The organism is Paenibacillus lentimorbus NRRL B-30488, assembly GCF_000411595.1.
In the GTDB taxonomy this organism is placed as follows: Bacteria; Bacillota; Bacilli; order Bacillales; family Bacillaceae; genus Bacillus; species Bacillus velezensis.
Map to the genome: position 1 here is coordinate 33,093 of NZ_ANAT01000025.1, position 20,002 is coordinate 53,094.

The 20,002-nt window shown below is 48.3% G+C and carries 13 protein-coding genes and 3 pseudogenes; 8 read left to right on the plus strand and 8 right to left on the minus strand.

The genetic code is table 11. From position 1 onward, the window contains the following. Positions 1–31 precede the first annotated feature (31 nt). The 4 genes and pseudogenes from cobA to D368_RS14045 form a co-directional block, all read right to left on the minus strand. The gene (gene cobA / locus D368_RS14030; RefSeq protein WP_128574911.1) at positions 32–1,471 is read right to left on the minus strand and encodes a uroporphyrinogen-III C-methyltransferase; all 1,440 of its coding nucleotides are present in this window, start codon (positions 1,469–1,471) and stop codon (positions 32–34) included. 66 nt (positions 1,472–1,537) lie between these two features. Then, on the minus strand, positions 1,538–1,858 hold the full coding sequence (nirD, locus tag D368_RS14035) for a nitrite reductase small subunit NirD (RefSeq protein WP_070081341.1): 321 nt from the start codon (positions 1,856–1,858) through the stop codon (positions 1,538–1,540). A 20-nt stretch (positions 1,859–1,878) separates the two neighbouring features. Then, entirely contained in the window at positions 1,879–4,296 is a 2,418-nt protein-coding gene (gene nasD, locus D368_RS14040) for an NADPH-nitrite reductase (RefSeq protein WP_071392148.1), read from the minus strand. Between the two features lie 118 nt (positions 4,297–4,414). After that, positions 4,415–4,543 (minus strand): annotated as a pseudogene (locus D368_RS14045) (hypothetical protein); the annotation flags it as partial. 144 nt (positions 4,544–4,687) lie between these two features. Between D368_RS14045 and D368_RS14050 the strand changes: the two are divergent. The 6 genes and pseudogenes from D368_RS14050 to D368_RS14075 form a co-directional block, all read left to right on the plus strand. Beyond that, positions 4,688–5,890 carry a GTP-binding protein gene (locus D368_RS14050; RefSeq protein ID WP_128574912.1) on the plus strand — a complete coding sequence of 401 codons (1,203 nt, stop codon included), beginning with the start codon at positions 4,688–4,690 and terminating at the stop codon, positions 5,888–5,890. A gap of 64 nt (positions 5,891–5,954) precedes the next feature. After that, positions 5,955–7,091, plus strand: a complete 1,137-nt coding sequence (locus D368_RS14055; protein ID WP_063174920.1) for a zinc-dependent alcohol dehydrogenase — start codon at positions 5,955–5,957, stop codon at positions 7,089–7,091. Between the two features lie 14 nt (positions 7,092–7,105). Then, on the plus strand, positions 7,106–7,540 hold the full coding sequence (locus tag D368_RS14060; protein ID WP_021494203.1) for an RDD family protein: 435 nt from the start codon (positions 7,106–7,108) through the stop codon (positions 7,538–7,540). 117 nt (positions 7,541–7,657) lie between these two features. Next, positions 7,658–7,933 carry a YckD family protein gene (locus tag D368_RS14065; protein WP_369719109.1) on the plus strand — a complete coding sequence of 92 codons (276 nt, stop codon included), beginning with the start codon at positions 7,658–7,660 and terminating at the stop codon, positions 7,931–7,933. A 103-nt stretch (positions 7,934–8,036) separates the two neighbouring features. After that, positions 8,037–8,153, plus strand: a complete 117-nt coding sequence (locus D368_RS20235; protein WP_194298544.1) for a family 1 glycosylhydrolase — start codon at positions 8,037–8,039, stop codon at positions 8,151–8,153. Then, positions 8,152–8,370 (plus strand): annotated as a pseudogene (locus tag D368_RS14075) (family 1 glycosylhydrolase); the annotation flags it as partial. The gene D368_RS20235 and the pseudogene D368_RS14075, both read left to right, overlap by 2 nt. A 42-nt stretch (positions 8,371–8,412) precedes the next feature. Here the strand turns inward: D368_RS14075 and comJ are convergent. From comJ to hxlA, 4 genes are all read right to left on the minus strand, one after another. Further along, positions 8,413–8,811, minus strand: a complete 399-nt coding sequence (gene comJ / locus D368_RS14080) for a competence protein ComJ (RefSeq protein WP_043866822.1) — start codon at positions 8,809–8,811, stop codon at positions 8,413–8,415. Between the two features lie 21 nt (positions 8,812–8,832). Next, entirely contained in the window at positions 8,833–9,270 is a 438-nt protein-coding gene (locus D368_RS14085; RefSeq protein ID WP_003156588.1) for a NucA/NucB deoxyribonuclease domain-containing protein, read from the minus strand. 358 nt (positions 9,271–9,628) lie between these two features. Further along, the gene (gene hxlB / locus D368_RS14090) at positions 9,629–10,186 is read right to left on the minus strand and encodes a 6-phospho-3-hexuloisomerase (protein WP_077721772.1); all 558 of its coding nucleotides are present in this window, start codon (positions 10,184–10,186) and stop codon (positions 9,629–9,631) included. Further along, the gene (gene hxlA, locus D368_RS14095) at positions 10,183–10,818 is read right to left on the minus strand and encodes a 3-hexulose-6-phosphate synthase (protein WP_014304319.1); all 636 of its coding nucleotides are present in this window, start codon (positions 10,816–10,818) and stop codon (positions 10,183–10,185) included. Before hxlA ends, hxlB begins: the two co-directional genes overlap by 4 nt. Before the next feature lie 231 nt (positions 10,819–11,049). Here hxlA and hxlR point away from each other — a divergent pair, with 231 nt between their 5' ends. Together hxlR and srfAA are read left to right on the plus strand one after the other, a co-directional pair. Further along, positions 11,050–11,412, plus strand: coding sequence for a transcriptional activator HxlR (hxlR, locus tag D368_RS14100; protein ID WP_016936795.1), 363 nt, complete (start codon positions 11,050–11,052; stop codon positions 11,410–11,412). A gap of 588 nt (positions 11,413–12,000) precedes the next feature. Beyond that, a pseudogene (srfAA, locus tag D368_RS14105) lies at positions 12,001–20,002 on the plus strand (surfactin non-ribosomal peptide synthetase SrfAA); the annotation flags it as partial.

The following is a 20,002-nucleotide window of genomic DNA, read 5'->3' on the forward strand; positions in this document are numbered from 1 at the left end:
AGCCTGGGGGTCAGAAAAGCATTCCGGCGTATCAGCTGTGAACGAGCATGTCTTTCATTTCATTTCGTATAAACGCAAATAACTGTTTCTGATTTTTCACGGCGGTAAACCCGCAGCCGGCGGGGACGTCTTCGCCCATGCAGATGACGGGAGGGCGGTTTCCTGACGGATTCGGTGATATGCCGATTTGTTTTCCGGCGCTGATCAAATGCTGAGCGGATTCTTTGCCCGTACAGATAATCATTTGCAGAGGAGACTCACTGATCGTGCGTCCGATCATGGAAGTGAACCGCTCATCCGCGATATGTTCATGGGTGATATAAAACGGGCATGATTTTGAGTCTGACAAGTTTTCTGCTGCTTGACGGCTTCCTACAATGAGCGAGTGCGGAGAATCATTTTGCCATTCGGATAGGAGAAAGCCCCGTTTTGTCAGTTCCGTCTTTGCGGCTTCAGTCGCTGCATTCAGGCTTGCGGTCACCCGGCGGATGTCGATCTGCTTGAAAGCCAGTGTGTCAAAGAATTCGCATACCGCAAGGCGTGATGTGAAAAATAGTTGTTCAAAGGTGCTGATCTGTTTCAGGATGTTTTCGTTTGCGGGCATTTTTTTAACGATCCGCTTCGGCCATTCAATAACATCGGCGCCATACTCGCGCAGCTTGTCTGTCAATGTATGTTCATCATCGCCATGAGTGACCACCATGATATGCCGTCCGATGAACGGTTTGCTTTCAAACCAGCTGTGTGTTTGAAAATTGACAATATCACCAATGACGATAATGGCAGGATTGGTGATGTTTTGGCTTTGAACTTTGTCATGGATATCCTGAAGCGTTCCTTTAACACTCCGCTGCCGCCCCCACGTCCCCCATTGAATGACGAGTACGGGAACGGAAGGGGATTTTCCGTACTCCATAAGCTGCCGGCATATAAATGACAGATTTTTTACGCCCATGTAAAACACAAGCGTTTGAACGCTTCGGGCAAGCCCTTCCCAGTCGAGATTCGGCCTGCCGTGCAATGATGTATCATGAGCGGTGATCATCGCGAAGGACGAAGTGAAATCACGATGGGTGACGGGGACTCCCGCATACAGCGGCGCTGCGATTCCCGAGGTGATGCCGGGCACCATTTCGTAGCGGATGCCGTGCTGATGAAGCGCCTCTGCCTCTTCGCCGACCCTGCCGAACACACTTGGGTCTCCGCCTTTCAAGCGGACGACGGTGTAGCCCTCCGCCGCTTTTTCAATCAGCAGGGCATTTATCTCAGACTGTTTCATAAAATGGCGGTCGGGCAGCTTTCCGCAATAAATGAACCGGCAGTCAGGTGAGGCGTATTCTAGAAACTTTGGGTTTGCGAGCCGGTCATACAAAATGATATCCGCTTTCTCCAGAGCCTGTTTTCCTTTTACGGTGATCAGCCCCGGGTCTCCTGGTCCGGCACCGACAAAGTATACGATTCCGTTTTTCATGATGGCGTCATCCCTTCAGCAATTTAAAAAATGAAGGACCACTTGAAAAAGTGATCCGGTCTTTGATCAATACAGGATGTATACATTCTCTCCTTCGATCAGTGTTTCGTATGTTTTGACACAGCCATGGTCCGGCTCTTGGACTTTTCCGTCTTCTAAGGAAATTTTCCAGTCATGCATCGGGCAGAAGACGTATTCTCCGCTGACGATGCCTTCAGCCAGGACGCCCCCTTTATGGGGACAGCGGTTTTCGACGGCACGGATGTTCCCGTCAGAAAGCTTAAATACGGCAAGCTCTTTATCTTCTATATATACGGTTTTTCCTAACTCCTCGGGTAATTCGTTTACTCTGCCTATGCAAACCTTTGTCATATCTTTATTAACCATGTCCCTTCCCCCTTACTGTTTTATGAAGTCGTGACGACATTTTCGAATAGATCTTTAGATGCTTTTTTATCTTCAAGGAAGTATTGCCACGGATCTTTGTGGACAGAGAGTGTCTCATTCATTCTGTCGTTGAGCTCCTGCCGTTTTTCCGGATCGTTTAATACGGATTGGACATGAGATAAACCGACGCGCTCAAGCCATGCGGATGTCCGCTCCAGATAGTTTGCCGTTTCTCTGTAGTACTGAAGGTAAGCACCCGCGTATTCTAAGACTTCTTCATTCGTTTTTACTTTCATCAGCAAATCACCGGCGCGCAAATGGGTTCCGCCGTTTCCGCCGACATAAAGCTCCCAGCCCCCGTCGATGCCGACAACGCCAAGGTCCTTAATGCCTGATTCCGCACAGTTCCGCGGGCAGGCGGACACGGCCATTTTGACCTTATGAGGCGTATTGAGCCCTTCGAATTTTTTCTCAAGCGCAATACCCAGTGCCATGGAGTCTTGCGTGCCGAAGCGGCAGAATTGTTCGCCTACGCACGTTTTTACCGTGCGGAGTGTTTTTCCGTACGCATAGCCTGACGGCATATCAAGCTCGGCCCATACTTTCGGCAGATCTTCTTTTTTTACGCCGATGAGATCAATTCGCTGGCCGCCGGTCATTTTAACGAGCGGGATCTCATATTTGTCGACGACATCGGCGATCTTGCGGAGATCTTGAGAGTTGGTTACGCCCCCGTACATCCGGGGAACGACTGAGTATGTTCCGTCCTTTTGAATATTGGCGTGCATCCGTTCGTTCACAAAACGGGATGTTCTGTCATCCTCGTATGTAGCCGGATTAATCATGCCTAAGTAGTAGTTGAGGGCAGGGCGGCATTTGGAGCAGCCTTCCGGCGTTTTCCAGCCGAGCACGTTCATGATTTCTCTTGTATGTGAGAGCCCTTTGGCTTTGATTTCTTCTACGACTTCATCTCTCGACAGTGAGGTGCAGCCGCAAATCGCTTCTTTTTGCGCGGATGCGTCAAATTCTGAGCCCAGTGTATATTGAAGAATGTCTTCTACGAGCGGTTTACAGCCTCCGCAGGAACGGGATGCCCCGGTGCATGCTTTGATTTCGTCCGTTGATGTGCAGCCTTTTTCCTGAATGGCTTGAATAATCGCGCCTTTTGAAACGCCGTTGCAGCCGCAGATGATTTCATCGTCGCTCATCGCCGCGGTCATGCTTGCGCCTGCTTCCTGATCAAGAGGCTGTAAGATTGATATTTTGGAGGTTTCAGAGATATCTGCTTCTTTTTGAATCATAGAAAACAGGCGGTTGCCTTCGCTGCTGTCTCCGAACAAAACAGCGCCGACAATTTGATTGCCCCTCAGGACAATTTTTTTATAAATGCCGTCCTGTTCATCGAACACTTTAATCGCCTTTTTGTCCTCTGATTCATCAAAGTCGCCGGCAGAGAACACCTCGACGCCTGATACCTTTAATTGAGTGGAGAGAACGGAGCCTTCGTACGGTTTTGTTTCAATGCCGCAAATATGCTTGGCCAGCACTTTTGCCTGTTCATAGAGCGGCGCCACAAGACCGTATGCGATTCCGCGGTGCTCGGCACATTCACCGACCGCATAAATGTGCGGAATTTCAGTCTGCATATAATCGTTAACAATGATTCCGCGGTTTACCGGGATGCCGCTTTCTGTGCCAAGCTGTGTATTCGGGCGGATGCCGACAGCCATGACGACCAGGTCAGCTTTGATGCTTGTGCCGTCTTTGAAGCGTACGCCTTCGACACGGTCAGTACCGAGAATTTCTTCGGTTTGTTTTTCAAGGAAAAAGGTCATGCCTTGTTTTTCTAACTCGTTTTGCAGCAGGCGTCCCGCCGCTGCGTCAAGCTGGCGCTCCATCAGGAATGGGGCGAGGTGGATGACAGACACGTCCATGCCGAGATTCAGCAGTCCGCGCGCGGCTTCCAAACCCAGCAGTCCTCCGCCGATGACGGCTGCTTTTTTATATTGTTTTGACGCGGCGAGCATCGTGTCGGTATCTTTTATGTCTCGGAATGCCGTGACGCCTTGTTTGTCTGCGCCCGGAATCGGAAGGATAAAAGGGACAGAGCCTGTCGCCAGGATGAGTTCATCGTAAGGCTGGATTCTGTCTGCATCGGTGATGACGGTTTTGTTTTCCGTGTCAACTTTGATGACTGTTTCACCGGTGTACAGCTGAATGTTGTTTTCTTTGTACCAGTTCCAATCGTTTAACGTAATGTCTTGAATGTCGGTATCGCCTTGCAGCACTTTTGACAGAAGGATTCGGTTATAGTTGGGATGAGGTTCGGCCCCGAATATTGTAATCTCAAATTCGTCTTTTGAAACACGCAGTATTTCTTCAATCGCTCTTACCCCGGCCATTCCATTTCCAACAAGGACTAGCTGTTTTTTTCCCATCAGATGATCCGCTCCTATCTTTGTTTTTTTCAGCGTAGCACAGCAAAAACAAATATTTAAGATGCATGTTATGAAATGTAACAAAAAATACGAAAAAATCTAAAAATTTTATGAAAAATTAGATAGGGCTGATTCGTACCGCACACATCTTAAAACCGGGCATTTTACAGTCCGGATCGAAGGCTTCACCAATTAAATCGTTGACGTTTTGCGTGTCAGACCAATGGATGGGGACAAACAATGTATGATGTCTGACTTTTACTTGATTTTTAACGGAGAATATATCAAAATAAATAGTAACGATTACGATTTGTAACCATGTACATCGTGATAATAAGGGAGTTGCGGGATATAAATCGTAATCATTCTATTTTGTTAGGGGGCTATTGATATGAAAAAAATTCCGGTTACAGTATTGAGCGGCTATCTTGGTGCCGGAAAGACGACCGTTTTGAATCATATTCTACAAAACCGCAACGGTTTAAAAATTGCCGTCATCGTCAATGACATGAGCGAAGTAAATATAGACGCGGGCTTGGTGAAGCAGGGAGGCGGTTTGTCAAGGACGGATGAGAAACTCGTGGAATTATCCAACGGCTGTATCTGCTGCACGCTGCGTGAAGATTTATTAGTCGAAGTTGAGAAACTCGCGAAAGACGGCATGTTTGATTATATTGTCATTGAATCAACAGGGATCAGCGAACCGATTCCCGTTGCCCAGACATTCTCTTATATAGATGAAGAAATGGGCATTGATCTGACAACATTCTGCAGGCTGGACACAATGGTGACCGTGGTGGATGCAAACCGCTTCTGGCATGATTTCCAGTCCGGTGACACCCTTCTTGACCGGAAGGAAGCGGCGGGAGAAGAGGATGAACGGGTGATTGCCGACTTATTAATTGACCAAATAGAGTTTTGTGATGTGCTCATTTTAAATAAATGCGACATGGTGGGCGAAAAAGAGCTTGAACAGCTGGAAACGGTTCTTTGCGCATTACAGCCCCGTGCCAGACTGATCCGGTCCGTCCGCGGAGAAGTGCCCGCCGAATGCATATTGAATACCGGTTTATTTGAGTTTGAGGAAGCGAGTTCATCAGCAGGGTGGATAAAGGAACTGACGGCAGGTCATGAAGCGCACACTCCGGAAACGGAAGAGTACGGCATCACTTCGTTTGTGTACTCGCGGCGTCTGCCGTTTCATACCGTTCGTTTTGACAGCTGGCTGCATCAATCAATGCCTGACAACATTGTGCGCGCAAAAGGAATTGTTTGGTGCGCAACCCGCAACAGCCTTGCGCTGCTGATGTCTCAGGCGGGTCCGGCGGTTTCGATTGAGCCTGTTTCTTATTGGGTGGCGGCAATGCCGAAACTTGAGCAGGAGCAGATCAAACAGCAGGAACCGGAGATTCTGGAAGATTGGGACGACCAATTCGGAGATCGTCATACGAACCTGGTGTTTATCGGAACAGATTTAGATGAAGCAGCCATTACAAAGGAATTGGATCAGTGCCTGCTCACGCCGTCTGAGTTCGATTCCGACTGGTCGCAGCTTGAAGATCCTTTTCAATGGGATATTCAGCGGGCCGAATAACATACCGGCCAAGTTTAGAAGCAGGTGAAAAGGGAAGGAGTGATGAAAAAGGAGCTGACCAAGTGTGAAAGCATTGACATACCAAGGAAAAGAACATATGGAAGTGAAAGAAGTCCCGGCACCCGCCATTCAAGATGAGAGAGATGTCATCGTTCGAATTACCGCAACCGGGATATGCGGTTCAGACCTTCATTTATATAAAAACGGAATACCCGCCGATCCGGGTTATATTGTCGGGCATGAGCCGATGGGAATCGTGGAAGAAACGGGCAGTCAAGTCAAAAAGCTGAAAAAAGGCGACCGGGTCGTGATTCCTTTTAACATCGGCTGCGGAGAATGTCATTATTGCAAGCATCAGATGGAAAGCCAGTGTGATGAATCAAATCCAAATCCTCATACAGATGCCGGCGGTTTATTCGGTTTTTCGGAGTTTAACGGAAATTACCCCGGCGGGCAGGCTGAATATTTACGTGTTCCTTACGCTGATTTCTCTTCTTTTCTGGTTCCGGCAGACAGTGAGCTTGAAGATGAGCAGGTGCTGCTTCTGTCAGATGTCATGCCGACCGCCTTTTGGAGCGTCCAGCACAGCGGAGTGAAAAAAGGAGATACAGTCGTTATTCTGGGATCAGGTCCGATCGGCTTAATGGCGCAAAAATTCGCGTGGAAAAAAGGAGCTAAACGGGTTATCGCAGTTGATCAAGTCCCGCATCGCCTTGAACATGCGAGACGCATAAACGGAGCAGAGACCTTCAATTTTTCAGAACATGATGAGATCGGGAAACTGCTGCACGAACAAACGTCAGGGGGCGCGGATGTAGTGATTGATTGTGTCGGAATGGACGGCACGCCGCTTTCAAAAGAAAAAGCAGAGCAAAAACCGAATCAGTTCGGAACGATCAGCCCGATTCTTACAGCATCAGAAGCCGTTAAGAAGTTCGGAACCGTGCAGCTCACGGGCGCATACATTTCTGAAGCGGACGGCTTTCCGCTCGGCGATTTTTTCACACGCAACGTTTCTTTAAAAATGGGCCAGGCACCCGTTATTCATCTGATGCCGAGGCTGTATCAAATGATCGAACAAAATGAAATTGATCCGACAGATATCATTACACACAAAATGAGTCTTGCGGAAGCTCCTGCTGCATATGATATATTTGACAAAAAAGAAGATGGCAACATTAAAGTGATTTTGAAGCCATAGCGAGGGGAAACATGATGAATATTTACAGACCGGCGGGATTTTGGATCAGATTGGGAGCCGTTGTACTCGACTATTTAATTACTTCAGTGCCTTTGGCGATTATTTTTATGCTGGCAACAGGAAAAGACCCGAATGAGAGCGCAATGATCAGCATCATTTTGACTCTTTATGGTATTTTGCTCCCTGTATACTGGAACGGCTATGTTATCGGCAAAAAGATCTGCGGTATCCGCATCGTCAAAAAAGACGGAACTCAGGTAGGCTTTCTTACTATGATTTTGAGAGTGCTTGTGGGCGGCCTGATATATGGCGTGACGTTTGGAATCGGTGTGATCGTGAGCGCATTCATGGTCGGAATGAGAGAAGACAAACGGTCAATCCACGATTTTGTAGCGGGAACGTATGTCACATACGCGCTGCCGGACGAATCGATTGAAAAGAGCGAATAATTTCGCTCTTTTTTTTGCATAAAAAATGGATGAGGGAGCAACATATAACAAACGTTAAAGGAGGAAAGAGTCATGAAAAAAGCTGCATTGTCTTTAGCTGCGTTTTTCATTACAGCAATGGTTTTCACAATGCCGGCACACGCCGAAACAAAAATGCCTTCAACAATGTCACTCACGGAACAGCAGAAAAAAGAAATTGAATCACTTGAAAAAGAAGTGCTCGAAAAACGCAAACATGTCATATCCAAATATGTTGAGTACGGGGTCCTGCCGAAAGAAAAAGCAGAACATATTAAACAGCATATGGACAGGCGCTTTAATATGATGAAACAAAATGGCTTTGTCCCGAAGCCTCCGCCTCATAAATTGGAAAAGCGGCATCATCATTCTTAAGCATCCGGCAAGCCGGATGCTTTTTTGTTTTTATCGGGATTGCTCTGAAATGAGTTTCATAACGTGTGATATCAATATCATACGCATCAGGAGGATGAAACACATGGTACATAAAAAACAGGGTCTGTTCCCTGATACATTTCTATGGGGGGCAGCTTCGTCTGCCTATCAGGTTGAAGGAGCTTGGAATAAGACGGTAAAGGACCTTCAGTATGGGTGAACAGTGCAGAGTGGCTATTAGTGACGGAGTTCATCTCATCGGCTGCTGCAGCTGGTCATTCACGGATCTGTTAAGCTGGCTGAACGGCTATCAAAAACGCTACGGTTTTGTGTATAATCAATCGAGATAAAGAAGATGAAAAGGATTTGAAACGGATCAGGAAAAAAGTTTTTATTGGTACCAGAATGTAATTGAAACAAACGGTAAAAGTTTATAGGAAAGTTCCCTGAGAGAAATATGATTCTCTCAGGGATTTCTTTTACATTGCGTCTGCATCAATAATATACGTATCCGCATGAAGATCGGATATTTCGGCAGGCACTGAATAACAGGTAAGGCTGTATCGGCCTTTCGGAATATTAAAGAAAAGCCGCTTTGACATCACGCTTTCAATCTCAATTCCATCTTTTACAGCCTCAAAGGGAACAGTCGCTTTTTTCTCATAGGATAGTACCGGTTCACTTGTGTTAAGCCTGAGGACGATAAATGCCCTCGTATTTCTCCTTGCTTCAAATGAAACAGCTCCGTCAGCTTCCGCATATCCTTTTTCAATGGCTTCATCGGTCCAATCGATAACAGGCGGTTCTGAATCTTTTTGGAAGATTGTAAATTGATGATAAGAAATGGCCAGTTCTTGCGGTTTCCATGATTTATTCAATGCGCTGTTCCTCCTGTTTTTTTACTTGATTTTAAATAATACTCTCGTTCCGTCGGGATCATTGGTAAGCTGGTGTCCGACCCAAGAGCCGGCTCCGCGGTTGTCTGCCGGAGAAATATATTCTACGGAGGCATTGTTTCCGCCCTGTTTACAAACCGCCATCGGCCATTCATCCCTATCGTATCCCGTTTTGACAGGCACATGTTTAAGAGATTGCTCCCGCCGCTTATGTACTCCGTCTCTGTCAATGGTGCATATGCTGGAATGTCCTTCTTTTATCGCGTCCTTAATATGCTTTGCTGTTTCCGGATATCGATCGGACGGAAATAGGATTACTTTGTCGTAATCACTCTTCTGAACGGTCTGCTCGTTATCTGAGAAAAGATCACCCTTGATCAGGGCCGCGACTGCTCCGGCAATGATGATAAGAACAAGCAGCAGTGCTTTTAATGTTTTCAAGAGTATCAATCACCTCCAGTTTTAAATTGCTGTAAAGCTGGTCCAAGAATAAAGCAGAATCGGCCGGCTGTAAAGCTGTTAAAATATATTTCTCAGCCGCAATTCAGCTGAATATCTGTAGAACCATCCGTACAAATCAATTTTATTCATTAAATATCCGATCAGAAAGTGTTTTTTGCCGTTCCCCTATTCAGAAATGAACGGTTGCGGCCGTATCGTCAATTGACTTATTATAGCGATAAGCTCACCGGCAGGATATCTTCGTCTGCGAGTGTCCGACCCGAAAATCTTGGCCTGCATGACCGTGCGCAACAAGACGATAAAAAGACGGCCATCTGATAAGAAGGCCGTCAGCAAATCATTCCAGATTCGCATGCTTTGTAAACATGTCTGCTGAATTCAATTCTTTTTTCTCCATGATTTTTAGAATAACCGCATCGTAAAACAGCAGAAGAGTTTGTTCGAATAAAGAACCCATCGGCTGAATCGTCTTTCTGTCTCCGCCGGTCTCTTCCTTAGGAGAGCCGGGAATCGTTATCGTAAGATCAGCAAGTTTGCCGAGACTTGAATCGGGGTTAATCGTTAATGCAGTGATGATGCCGTTAAGGCTTTTGGCTTTTTCAGCCGTATGAAGCAGACTTTTTGTTTCGCCTGAGCCTGAGCCGATGATGACGAGACCGCCTTCTTGGAGGGGAGGGGTAAGCGTCTCACCGACGATGTAAGCGTTCAGGCCGATGTGCATCATCCTCATGGCGAACGCTTTAGCCATAAAGCCGGAACGCCCCGCTCCGGACGTGAAGATTTGATCTGCCGATAAAATCTGATCTGCAAGCTTGTCAGCTTCACTGTCGGCTATTAATGCTGCGGTGCGGGATATTTCATTTAGTATTTCATGTAAGTATTCAGTCGTTTTCATGATCCTTGTGAGATCAGCTGTTTCATTTTAGCAGCAGCATCCGCTTTATTGTCAGCTCCCGTAATGCCTCCGCCGACAATGATTAAATCTGGGTTTTGTTTGATGGCTTCAGGAAGCGTATCAAGTTTAATGCCCCCGGCAATTGCGGTTTTAGCGCTCTTGACCGCTTTTTTAATCGCCGTCAGTTCCTCGAATGAATTCTTTCCTTCTGCTTGAAGATCATAACCTGTGTGAACACAAATATAATCAACACCGAGTTGGTCAATTTCTTTTGCCCGTGTTTCAAGGTTTTTTACGTTAATCATGTCGACGAGAATTTTTTTCTGCTGTTTTTTTGCTTCGGCAACCGCCCCTTTGATCGTTGAGTCGTCTGTCGCTCCTAAAACGGTGATGATGTCGGCGCCCGCTTCTGCCGCTTTCATGATCTCGTAGCCGCCTGCATCCATGATTTTAAGATCGGCAAGCACTTTCAAGTGAGGAAAGGCTGATTTCATTTCCTGTACGGCTTTCAGGCCTTCATTAATGACAACGGGAGTGCCGATTTCTACAACATCTATATATTGTTCGACCTCTTTCACAAGTTCAATTGCTTCCGGGATATTCACTAAGTCTAATGCCAGCTGTAATTCCACTTTATATCCACTCCTCTTTTTCATGTATTTACATTCTATAGAGTGCCCCGCATGTTGAGAAGTACGCACTTTGAAGTCTAATAGTTACTTTGAGGATACTGTCCCCGCAGGCAATGCGCTTTGTTTCAGCAAAACTGCGTGGTAGTATAAACTGATGAAAGTTGTGTAAAAAAGTAAGCGTGTATGAATAGATGATGAACGTACAAAAAGTAAGAGGAAGGAGAATGGCCCGTGAGCCGAATGGATAAGAAAACGTTTAATTGCGAAAAGGAATTGACGCTTGCCGTGATAGGCGGGAAGTGGAAAATGCTGATTATGTGGCACCTGGGAAAAGAAGGGACAAAGCGTTTTAATGAGCTGAAAGCTTTAATTCCGGATATTACGCACAAAATTCTTGTGAATCAGCTCAGGGAGCTGGAGCAGGATCTGATCGTTCACAGGGAAGTTTACCCTGTCGTCCCTCCGAAAGTGGAGTACTCATTAACGGAGCAAGGAGAGACCCTTATGCCGATTTTGGACGCCATGTATAAGTGGGGAAAAGAATATATGGAATTAATCAACATTGATAAAACTGCAATAAAGGAATCTTTTTGAAGCGCTCTATGTAAAATAGAGTGCTTTTTTTGCGGTTTAATGAAATCATATTGCGAACGATTAAATCTCCTGTTTCGGTTCTTGCGCTGTTTTTTCCCCATCAGCTCATATATGAAAACTATTTTCATTCTGCCATAACTGGATATTCGAAAGATTTATACTATAGTTTAAAGATTTTTAATTTTACATAAATAATATTTTTAAAAATAAATTGCGGGATGCCGCAAAATACCCTCTGGAATTGTCGGAATTTTTTTCGGTGTGCCGAATGAAACTTTTCACCCATTTTTCGGTGATAAAAACAATAATTTCATATAAAGTGAACGTAAGTAGATATATAGTAATTCATGAAGAAATAGGTAAACCCTGTTGCTTACAAACATTGGATTCTTGTCTTGATTTCTCATAAATTTGAGCCGCATTTCGGACTGTGCGGGTGAGTGGATTGCGGATTTCGGCGGTGATTGAATCGGGATCGTTTTGGAGGTAAGTGGTTCTTTTGGCTTGATAATGAGTTAGGGACATTGAGGGAGGCTGTTTCTAAGGGAGAATTGACAATTTTATCTTAAAAAGGGGAGGCGCACACATATGGAAATAACTTTTTATCCTTTAACAAATGCTCAAAAACGTATCTGGTATACAGAAAAATTCTATCCGAACACAAGTATTTCAAATCTTGCCGGGTTTGGGAAACTCATTTCTGATGACGGCGTACAGGCTCATTACGTTGAGAAAGCGATACAGGAATTCGTCCGGCGGTATGAGTCGATGAGAATCCGTCTGCGGCTTGATGATGAGGGGGAGCCCGTTCAATATGTGAGCGAATACCGTCCGCTGACTATCGAACATACAGACATCAGGCAAGCCGGCTGCTCTGCGGAAGAGCTGTCAAAATGGGGACGTGACGAGGCAAGCAAGCCTCTGGCATTATATGATCAGGATTTATTCCGTTTTTCCGTGTATACCATCAGCGAAAATGAGGTCTGGTTCTACGTTAATGTGCATCACGTTATTTCAGACGGGATTTCCATGACGATTCTGGGCAATGCGATTACTGATATTTATTTGGAGCTTTCGGGCGGATCAAGTGAGGAACAGACGGAGATTCCTTCCTTTATCGAGCATGTGCTGACTGAGCAGGAATATGTGCAGTCGAAGCGGTTTAAAAAGGATCGGGATTTTTGGAACGGGCAGTTTGAGACCGTGCCGGAGCTTGTGTCCCTGAAACGGAGCCAGGCAGATGCGGGTCTTGATGCGAAACGGTTTTCTCAAGAAATTCCTCACGACTTATATGGCCGCATTCATTCATTCTGCGAGGAGCATAAAGTCAGCGTACTATCTCTGTTCCAGTCAGCTCTGATCACTTATCTCTACAAAGTGACCGGCCGGGATGACGTTGTCACAGGTACGTTTATGGGAAACCGGACGAATGCGAAAGAAAAGCAGATGCTCGGGATGTTCGTATCTACGGTGCCTGTGCGGACAAGCGTTGACGGAGGACAGTCGTTCTTGGAATTCGTTAAAGGCCGGATGAAGGATCTGATGAAAATTCTCCGCCACCAAAAGTATCCGTATAACCTGCTTGTCAATGATTTGCGCGCTTCGAAAAGTTCGCTGAGCAGATTGTTTACGGTATCTCTGGAGTACCAGGTGATGCAGTGGCAGAAAAAAGAGAATCTGTCCTTCCTGACAGACCCTATTTTCAGCGGAAGCGGTACAAATGATATTTCGATTCATGTGAAGGAACGATGGGACACTGGGAAATTGACGATTGATTTTGACTATCGCAGCGACATATTCAAGGGAGAGGAGATTGTATCTGTTTCTGAACGTTTGATCACGCTGATTGAAGATGCGATTTCATCTCCTGATCGCATAATTGATGAGCTTACTCTTCTTTCTGAATCCGAGAAAGAGCGGCTGCTGACACGGGCCTCCGGCAATCCGGTGAATTACCGCGGGGAGATGACGATACCGGGGCTGTTTGAAGAGAAGGTGAAGTCACTGTCTGACAAACCGGCGGTTGTGTATGAAGGCCGAACATTGTCCTATCGCACATTGCATGAACAGTCAGGCCGAATTGCCGGACGCCTTCTTAAAGCCGGGATATCAGCCGATACTCCTGTCGCGGTGCTGCTTGGCCGTTCTGAGCGTGTCATTGCGGCAATATTGGGAATTTTGAAAGCGGGCGGCGCCTATGTGCCGATAGATCCTGATTTTCCCGCGGATCGGATTCAGTACATTTTGGAGGACAGCGGAGCGAAGGCTGTTTTGACGGAGGCCGGAATACAGGCGCCTGTATCGGATGCCGAACCGATTGATTTTGACGAGGCTGTTCAGTTTGAAACGGCTGCGGACGGTGTCAGCACACAATCAGACCGGCTGGCTTACATCATCTACACGTCAGGTACAACCGGGCGGCCGAAAGGCGTGATGATTGAGCACCGGCAAGTTCATCATCTGGTGCAATCACTGCAGCAGGAGATTTATCAATGCGGTGAGCAGACATTAAGAATGGCGCTTTTGGCTCCGTTTCATTTTGATGCGTCCGTCAAACAGATTTTTGCCTCGCTTCTTTTGGGACAGACGCTTTATATCGTGCCGAAAACGACTGTAACGAATGGCTCGGCACTGCTGGACTATTATCGTCAAAACCGGATTGAAGCCACTGACGGAACCCCTGCGCATCTGCAGATGATGGTTGCGGCGGGAGATGTCAGCGGAATTGAATTGCGCCACATGCTCATTGGGGGAGAGGGCCTGTCCGCCGCTGTTGCTGAACAGCTGATGAACCTCTTTCATCAATCGGGCAGGGCGCCGCGTCTGACGAATGTCTACGGGCCGACAGAAACGTGCGTAGATGCGTCCGTGCATCAGGTGTCAGCCGATAACGGAATGAATCAACAGGCGGCGTACGTTCCGATCGGAAAACCGCTCGGCAACGCCCGTCTGTATATATTGGATAAGCACCAGCGGCTTCAGCCCGACGGCACGGCCGGTGAGCTGTATATCGCGGGTGACGGTGTAGGCCGCGGCTATTTAAATCTTCCGGATTTGACCGCAGAGAAGTTTTTGCAAGATCCGTTTAACGGAAGCGGCCGCATGTACCGCACGGGTGATATGGCGCGCTGGCTGCCGGACGGGACGATCGAATATATCGGCCGTGAAGATGATCAGGTGAAAGTCCGCGGCTACCGTATTGAGCTGGGAGAAATTGAAACGGTGCTCAGAAAAGCTCCGGGCGCGGCGCAGGCCGTCGTGCTGGCACGGCCGGATCAGCAGGGCAGCTTAGATGTTTGCGCATATATCGTTCAGGAAAAAGGAACCGAGTTTCACCCTGCCGAGTACAGGGAGTATGTGTCCAAGCACCTTCCAGATTACATGGTGCCCGCTTACTTTACAAAAACGGACGAAATTCCGCTCACGCCGAGCGGTAAGGCGGACCGCAAAAAGCTGTTTGCGCTTGATGTGCAGGCTGTCAGCTCATCCGAATATGCCGCGCCGAGAAATGAAACGGAGGAAACGCTCACCGTCATCTGGAAGGAAGTCCTCGGAATGGATAAGGCGGGCATTTATGATCATTTCTTCGAGTCAGGCGGTCATTCATTAAAGGCGATGACGCTTCTGACGAAAATTCATAAGCAAATGGGCGTTGAAATTCCGCTGCAATACTTGTTTGAGCATCCGACGATTGCGGCGCTTGCCGATTATGCGGAAAAACGAAACGAAGGACAGGCATTCAGTGCGATTGAGCCGGCTGAGAAGCAGGCGAGCTATCCGCTTTCGCTCGCTCAGCAGCGGACTTATATCGCGAGCCAATTTGAAGACGCGGGAGTCGGATATAACATGCCGGCTGCGGCCATGATTGAGGGCGCTTTAGCCCGTGAAAAGCTTGAGCGTGCATTTTCTGCCTTAATCAGCAGGCATGAAGCGCTCAGAACATCGTTTCAATCAGAGGACGGCACGCCGAGACAGGTGATTCACGAACATGTTCCGTTTCATATTGAAATGATCGAAGCGCGCGGAAGAACGGATGAACAGGTCATGAAGGACTTTGTGCGCCGTTTTGATTTATCTGAGGCGCCGCTGTTCAGAATCGGCCTGCAAACGCTCGGTCACAATCGCCATATGCTGCTGTTTGATATGCATCACCTGATTTCTGACGGGGTGTCTATTTCCATCATGCTCAAGGAACTGGCTGACATCTACGGCGGAAATCAGCTGCCTGATTTGCGCATTCAATATAAAGATTATGCCGTATGGCAGGCGGAACGGGCGAAAGAAGGCTACAAGAAGGAGCGGGCGTACTGGAAAGAAGTCTTCAGCGGCGAACTGCCGGTGCTTCAGCTGCTCCCTGATTATCCGCGGCCGCAGGTGCAAAGCTTTGAAGGTGACCGCGTGTCCGTCAAGCTGCCGAAAATGCTGCGGGAACGGCTGCAGAAGCTTGCCGAGAAAAACGGAGCCACTCTTTACATGGTGCTGTTATCGGCATACTATACGCTGCTTTCTAAGTATTCGGGACAGGAAGACATCATCGTGGGAACACCGTCAGCGGGAAGAAATCACTCTGATACCGAGGGGCTTATCGGGATGTTTGTCAACACGCTTGCGCTGCGAAGCTCCGTGAAGCAGGATCAGACATTTGCCGGCTTGTTAGGTCATGTGCGCAAGCAGGTGCTGGACGCGTTTTCCCATCAGGATTATCCGTTTGAGTGGCTGACCGAGGAGCTGAACGTGCCCCGGGACATGAGCAGGCATCCGATATTTGACACGATGTTCAGTCTGCAAAATGCTTCGGACGGAATTCCGGAGATCGGCAACCTGACGCTGTCTCTTCATGAAACCAACTTCAATATCGCTAAATTCGATCTGACAATGCAGGCCCGGGAAACAGCGGAAGGCATTGCGCTCGATTTGGATTATTGCACGAAGCTGTTTAAGCGCTCAACTGCGGATCGCATGCTTGCGCACTATGTCCGTCTGCTGGAGAGCGCGGCAGCTCAGCCGGATGCGAAAATCAGCGAATATGATCTGCTTTCTGAACGGGAGGCTTTGAACCAATTACAGCGGTTCAATCCGGAGCGCACGGCATACCCGAAAGAGCAAACGATCGTGCAGATCTTTGAAGAACAGGCCCGAAAGAACCCTGACCGGACGGCTCTTCAGTTCGAAGGGGAAACTCTGTCGTATCAGCAGCTGAATGAACGCGCCAACAGGCTTGCGCGGCATATTCTTTCGGTCGGAGGCGGCGGGAAAACCGCGGCTGTTTTATGTGAACGGTCAATGGACATGATTGTTTCCATTATGGCTGTGTTAAAAGCGGGGTCCGCCTATGTGCCGATTGATCCTGAGCATCCGGTTCAGCGGATTCAGCATTTCTTCCGCGACAGCGGGGCGAATGTGCTCCTGACTCAGCAAAGCCTCAAGCCGCTTGCGGAAAAGGCCGGTTTTCAAGGCGTCATTGTGCTTGCTGATGATGAGGCGAGCTATGAAAAGGACTCTCGCAATCCAGCATTGCCGTTTGATTCCAAAACGATTGCCAATCTCACTTATACATCAGGCACGACGGGAACGCCGAAAGGAAACATCGTCACACATGCCAACATTTTGCGGACGGTAAAAACACGAACTATTTGACCGTTTCTGAAGAGGATACAGTGCTCGGTCTGTCAAACTACGTCTTTGACGCTTTTATGTTTGATATGTTCGGTTCGCTGTTAAACGGTGCAAAGCTTGTGATCGTCCCGAAAGATACGGTGCTGGACATGTCGCGCCTGTCCCGTGTGATCAAACGGGAGAACGTCAGCATTCTGATGATTACGACGGCCCTGTTCCACCTGCTTGTTGATATGGAGCCGTCCTGTCTGACGACGCTTCGGAAAATCATGTTCGGGGGCGAAAGAGCGTCTGTAGAACATGTCAAAAAGGCGCTGGCGGCAGTCGGAAAAGGAAGACTGCTTCATATGTACGGCCCGTCGGAAAGCACGGTGTTTGCGACATACCATCCGGTGGATGTCATTGAAGAGGATACGCTCTCCGTTCCGATCGGTAAACCGGTCAGCAATACGGAAGTCTTTATTATGAACTCAGCCGGACGCATTCAGCCGGCGGGTATCGCGGGAGAGCTGTGCGTCAGCGGGGAAGGTCTCGTAGAAGGCTACTACAACCGTCCTGAACTGACGGAAGAAAATTTGTAAAGCATCCGTTTAAGGAAGGTGAACGGATGTATAAAACGGGCGACTTGGCCAGATGGCTTCCGAATGGCGGTATCGAGTTTATCGGACGTATCGACCATCAGGTGAAAATCCGCGGTCAGCGGATTGAGCTTGGCGAAATTGAGCATCAGCTTCAAAGCCATGACCAGATTCAGGAATGCATTGTGCTCGCTGTGGATCAAGGCGCGGGTGACAAACTTCTTTGCGCGTATTTTGTCGGCCTCAGGGAAATCTCTTCCCGGGAGCTGAGGGAGCATACGGCGAAGGATCTTCCGGCTTATATGATTCCGTCCGTCTTTATTCAATTGGATGAACTGCCTCTTACAGGGAACGGAAAAATCGACAGACGGGCGCTGCCGATGCCGGATGTGACCGCAGCGAATGCCGTGTCATATACGGCGCCGCGCAATGAAACAGAACAAAAACTGGCGGATATTTGGGCTGAGGTGCTGCAAATGGAACGGGTCGGCGTCCATGATCAGTTCTTTGAGATCGGAGGCCATTCGTTAGCGGGAATGAAACTGCTTGCTCTCATCCAGAAGACATTCGGCGTGCAGCTTACATTAAAGGATCTGTTCACTTCTCCGACGGCTGCGGGGCTGGCGCAGCTGATTGAAGGCGCTGAGCGGAAGACGGCTGAAAGCATCGTACCGGCGGCCGAGCGGGAAACGTATCCGGTTTCTTCACCGCAGAAGCGGATGTTCGTGCTTCAGCAGCTGGAAGGCGCTGAAACAAGCTATAACATGCCGTCTGTGCTCCGCTTAAAAGGAAAGCTTGATGCAGAAAAGCTGAAATCCGTCATGAAACAGCTGACAGAACGCCATGAAGCCTTCAGAACGACATTTGACATAAAGGATGGAGAAACGGTTCAGCGTATATGGGCGGAAGCTGATATCGACATGGAATATTATGAAGCCTCTGAAGAAGATGCTGAACAGATTATTCAGAGCTTTATCCGGCCGTTCCGTCTGGATCAGCTTCCTCTCGTCAGAACGGGACTGGTCAAGCTGGCTGAACATGACCACCTGCTGCTGTTTGATATGCACCATATCATTTCGGACGGCGCTTCAGTCGGCGTGCTGATAGATGAACTGTCCCGCTTGTATGGCGGCGAAACGCTTGAGCCGCTGCGGATTCATTATAAAGACTATGCGGTATGGCAGCAGAAATTTATTCAATCAGAGCAGTACCGCAAGCAGGAGGAGCATTGGCTTCGGGAGCTTGACGGCGAGCTTCCGGTATTGACGCTGCCGGCTGATTACAGCCGTCCGGCCGTGCAAACCTTTGAAGGAGACAAGCTGGTCTTTTCTCTGACTGAGGAACAGACGTCGGCTCTTCGCAGTCTTGCGAAACAAACGGATTCTACCATGTACATGGTGCTGCTGGCGTCGTACAGCGCCTTTCTCTCAAAACTGAGCGGACAGCATGACATCATTGTCGGCTCGCCGGTTGCGGGACGGTCACATGCGGATCTCGCAAACGTCATCGGTGTTTTTGTGAATACACTCGCGCTTCGTACGTATCCGGAAGCGGACAAAACGTTCACGGACTATCTTAAAGAAGTGAAACAAACCGCTTTACATGCATTTGACGCGCAGGATTATCCGCTTGAAGACCTTCTGCAAAAGGTTGAGGTGCAGCGTGATACGAGCCGAAATCCGCTGTTTGATGCGGTATTCTCAATGCAAAATGCAAATGCTGAAGATCTGGTCATGGAAGGAATCGAGCTGAAGCACCATCCGTTTGACAGAAAAACAGCCAAGTTTGACCTGACGATGACGGCTGAGGACACAGGCGAAGGCTTAACGTTTGTGCTTGAATATAACACCGCGCTGTTTAAACCGGAAACGGCAGAGACGTGGAAGCATTACTGGCTTCAGCTGTTAAAAGCCGCAACGGAAAATCCGGCTGCGAAGCTTTCTGAGCTTTCATTGGTGAATGAAACAGAAAAACAAGCCCTCCTTGACGCATGGAAAGGAAAACAATTTCTGTGCCGCGGGACAAAACGGTTCACCGTCTCTTTGAAGAAACGGCCGCCCGCCACGCGAACCGGCCGGCCGCGGCATATAACGGCGCGAAATGGACGTACGGTGAGCTGAACGCAAGGGCGAACCGGATCGCGCGCATTCTCATGGACTGCGGCGTCACGGCTGACGAACGTGTCGGCATTTTAACGAAACCGTCCTTGGAAATGGCCGCGGGCGTACTCGGCGTCTTAAAAGCGGGCGCGGCATTTGTGCCGATTGACCCCGACTACCCACAAGAGCGGATCAGCTACATTCTGCAGGACAGCGGCGCCAAGCTGCTTCTCACACAGGAAGCGCTCGACGTGCCGGATGGCTACAAAGGAGAAACGATCCTGCTTGACGGCGGAC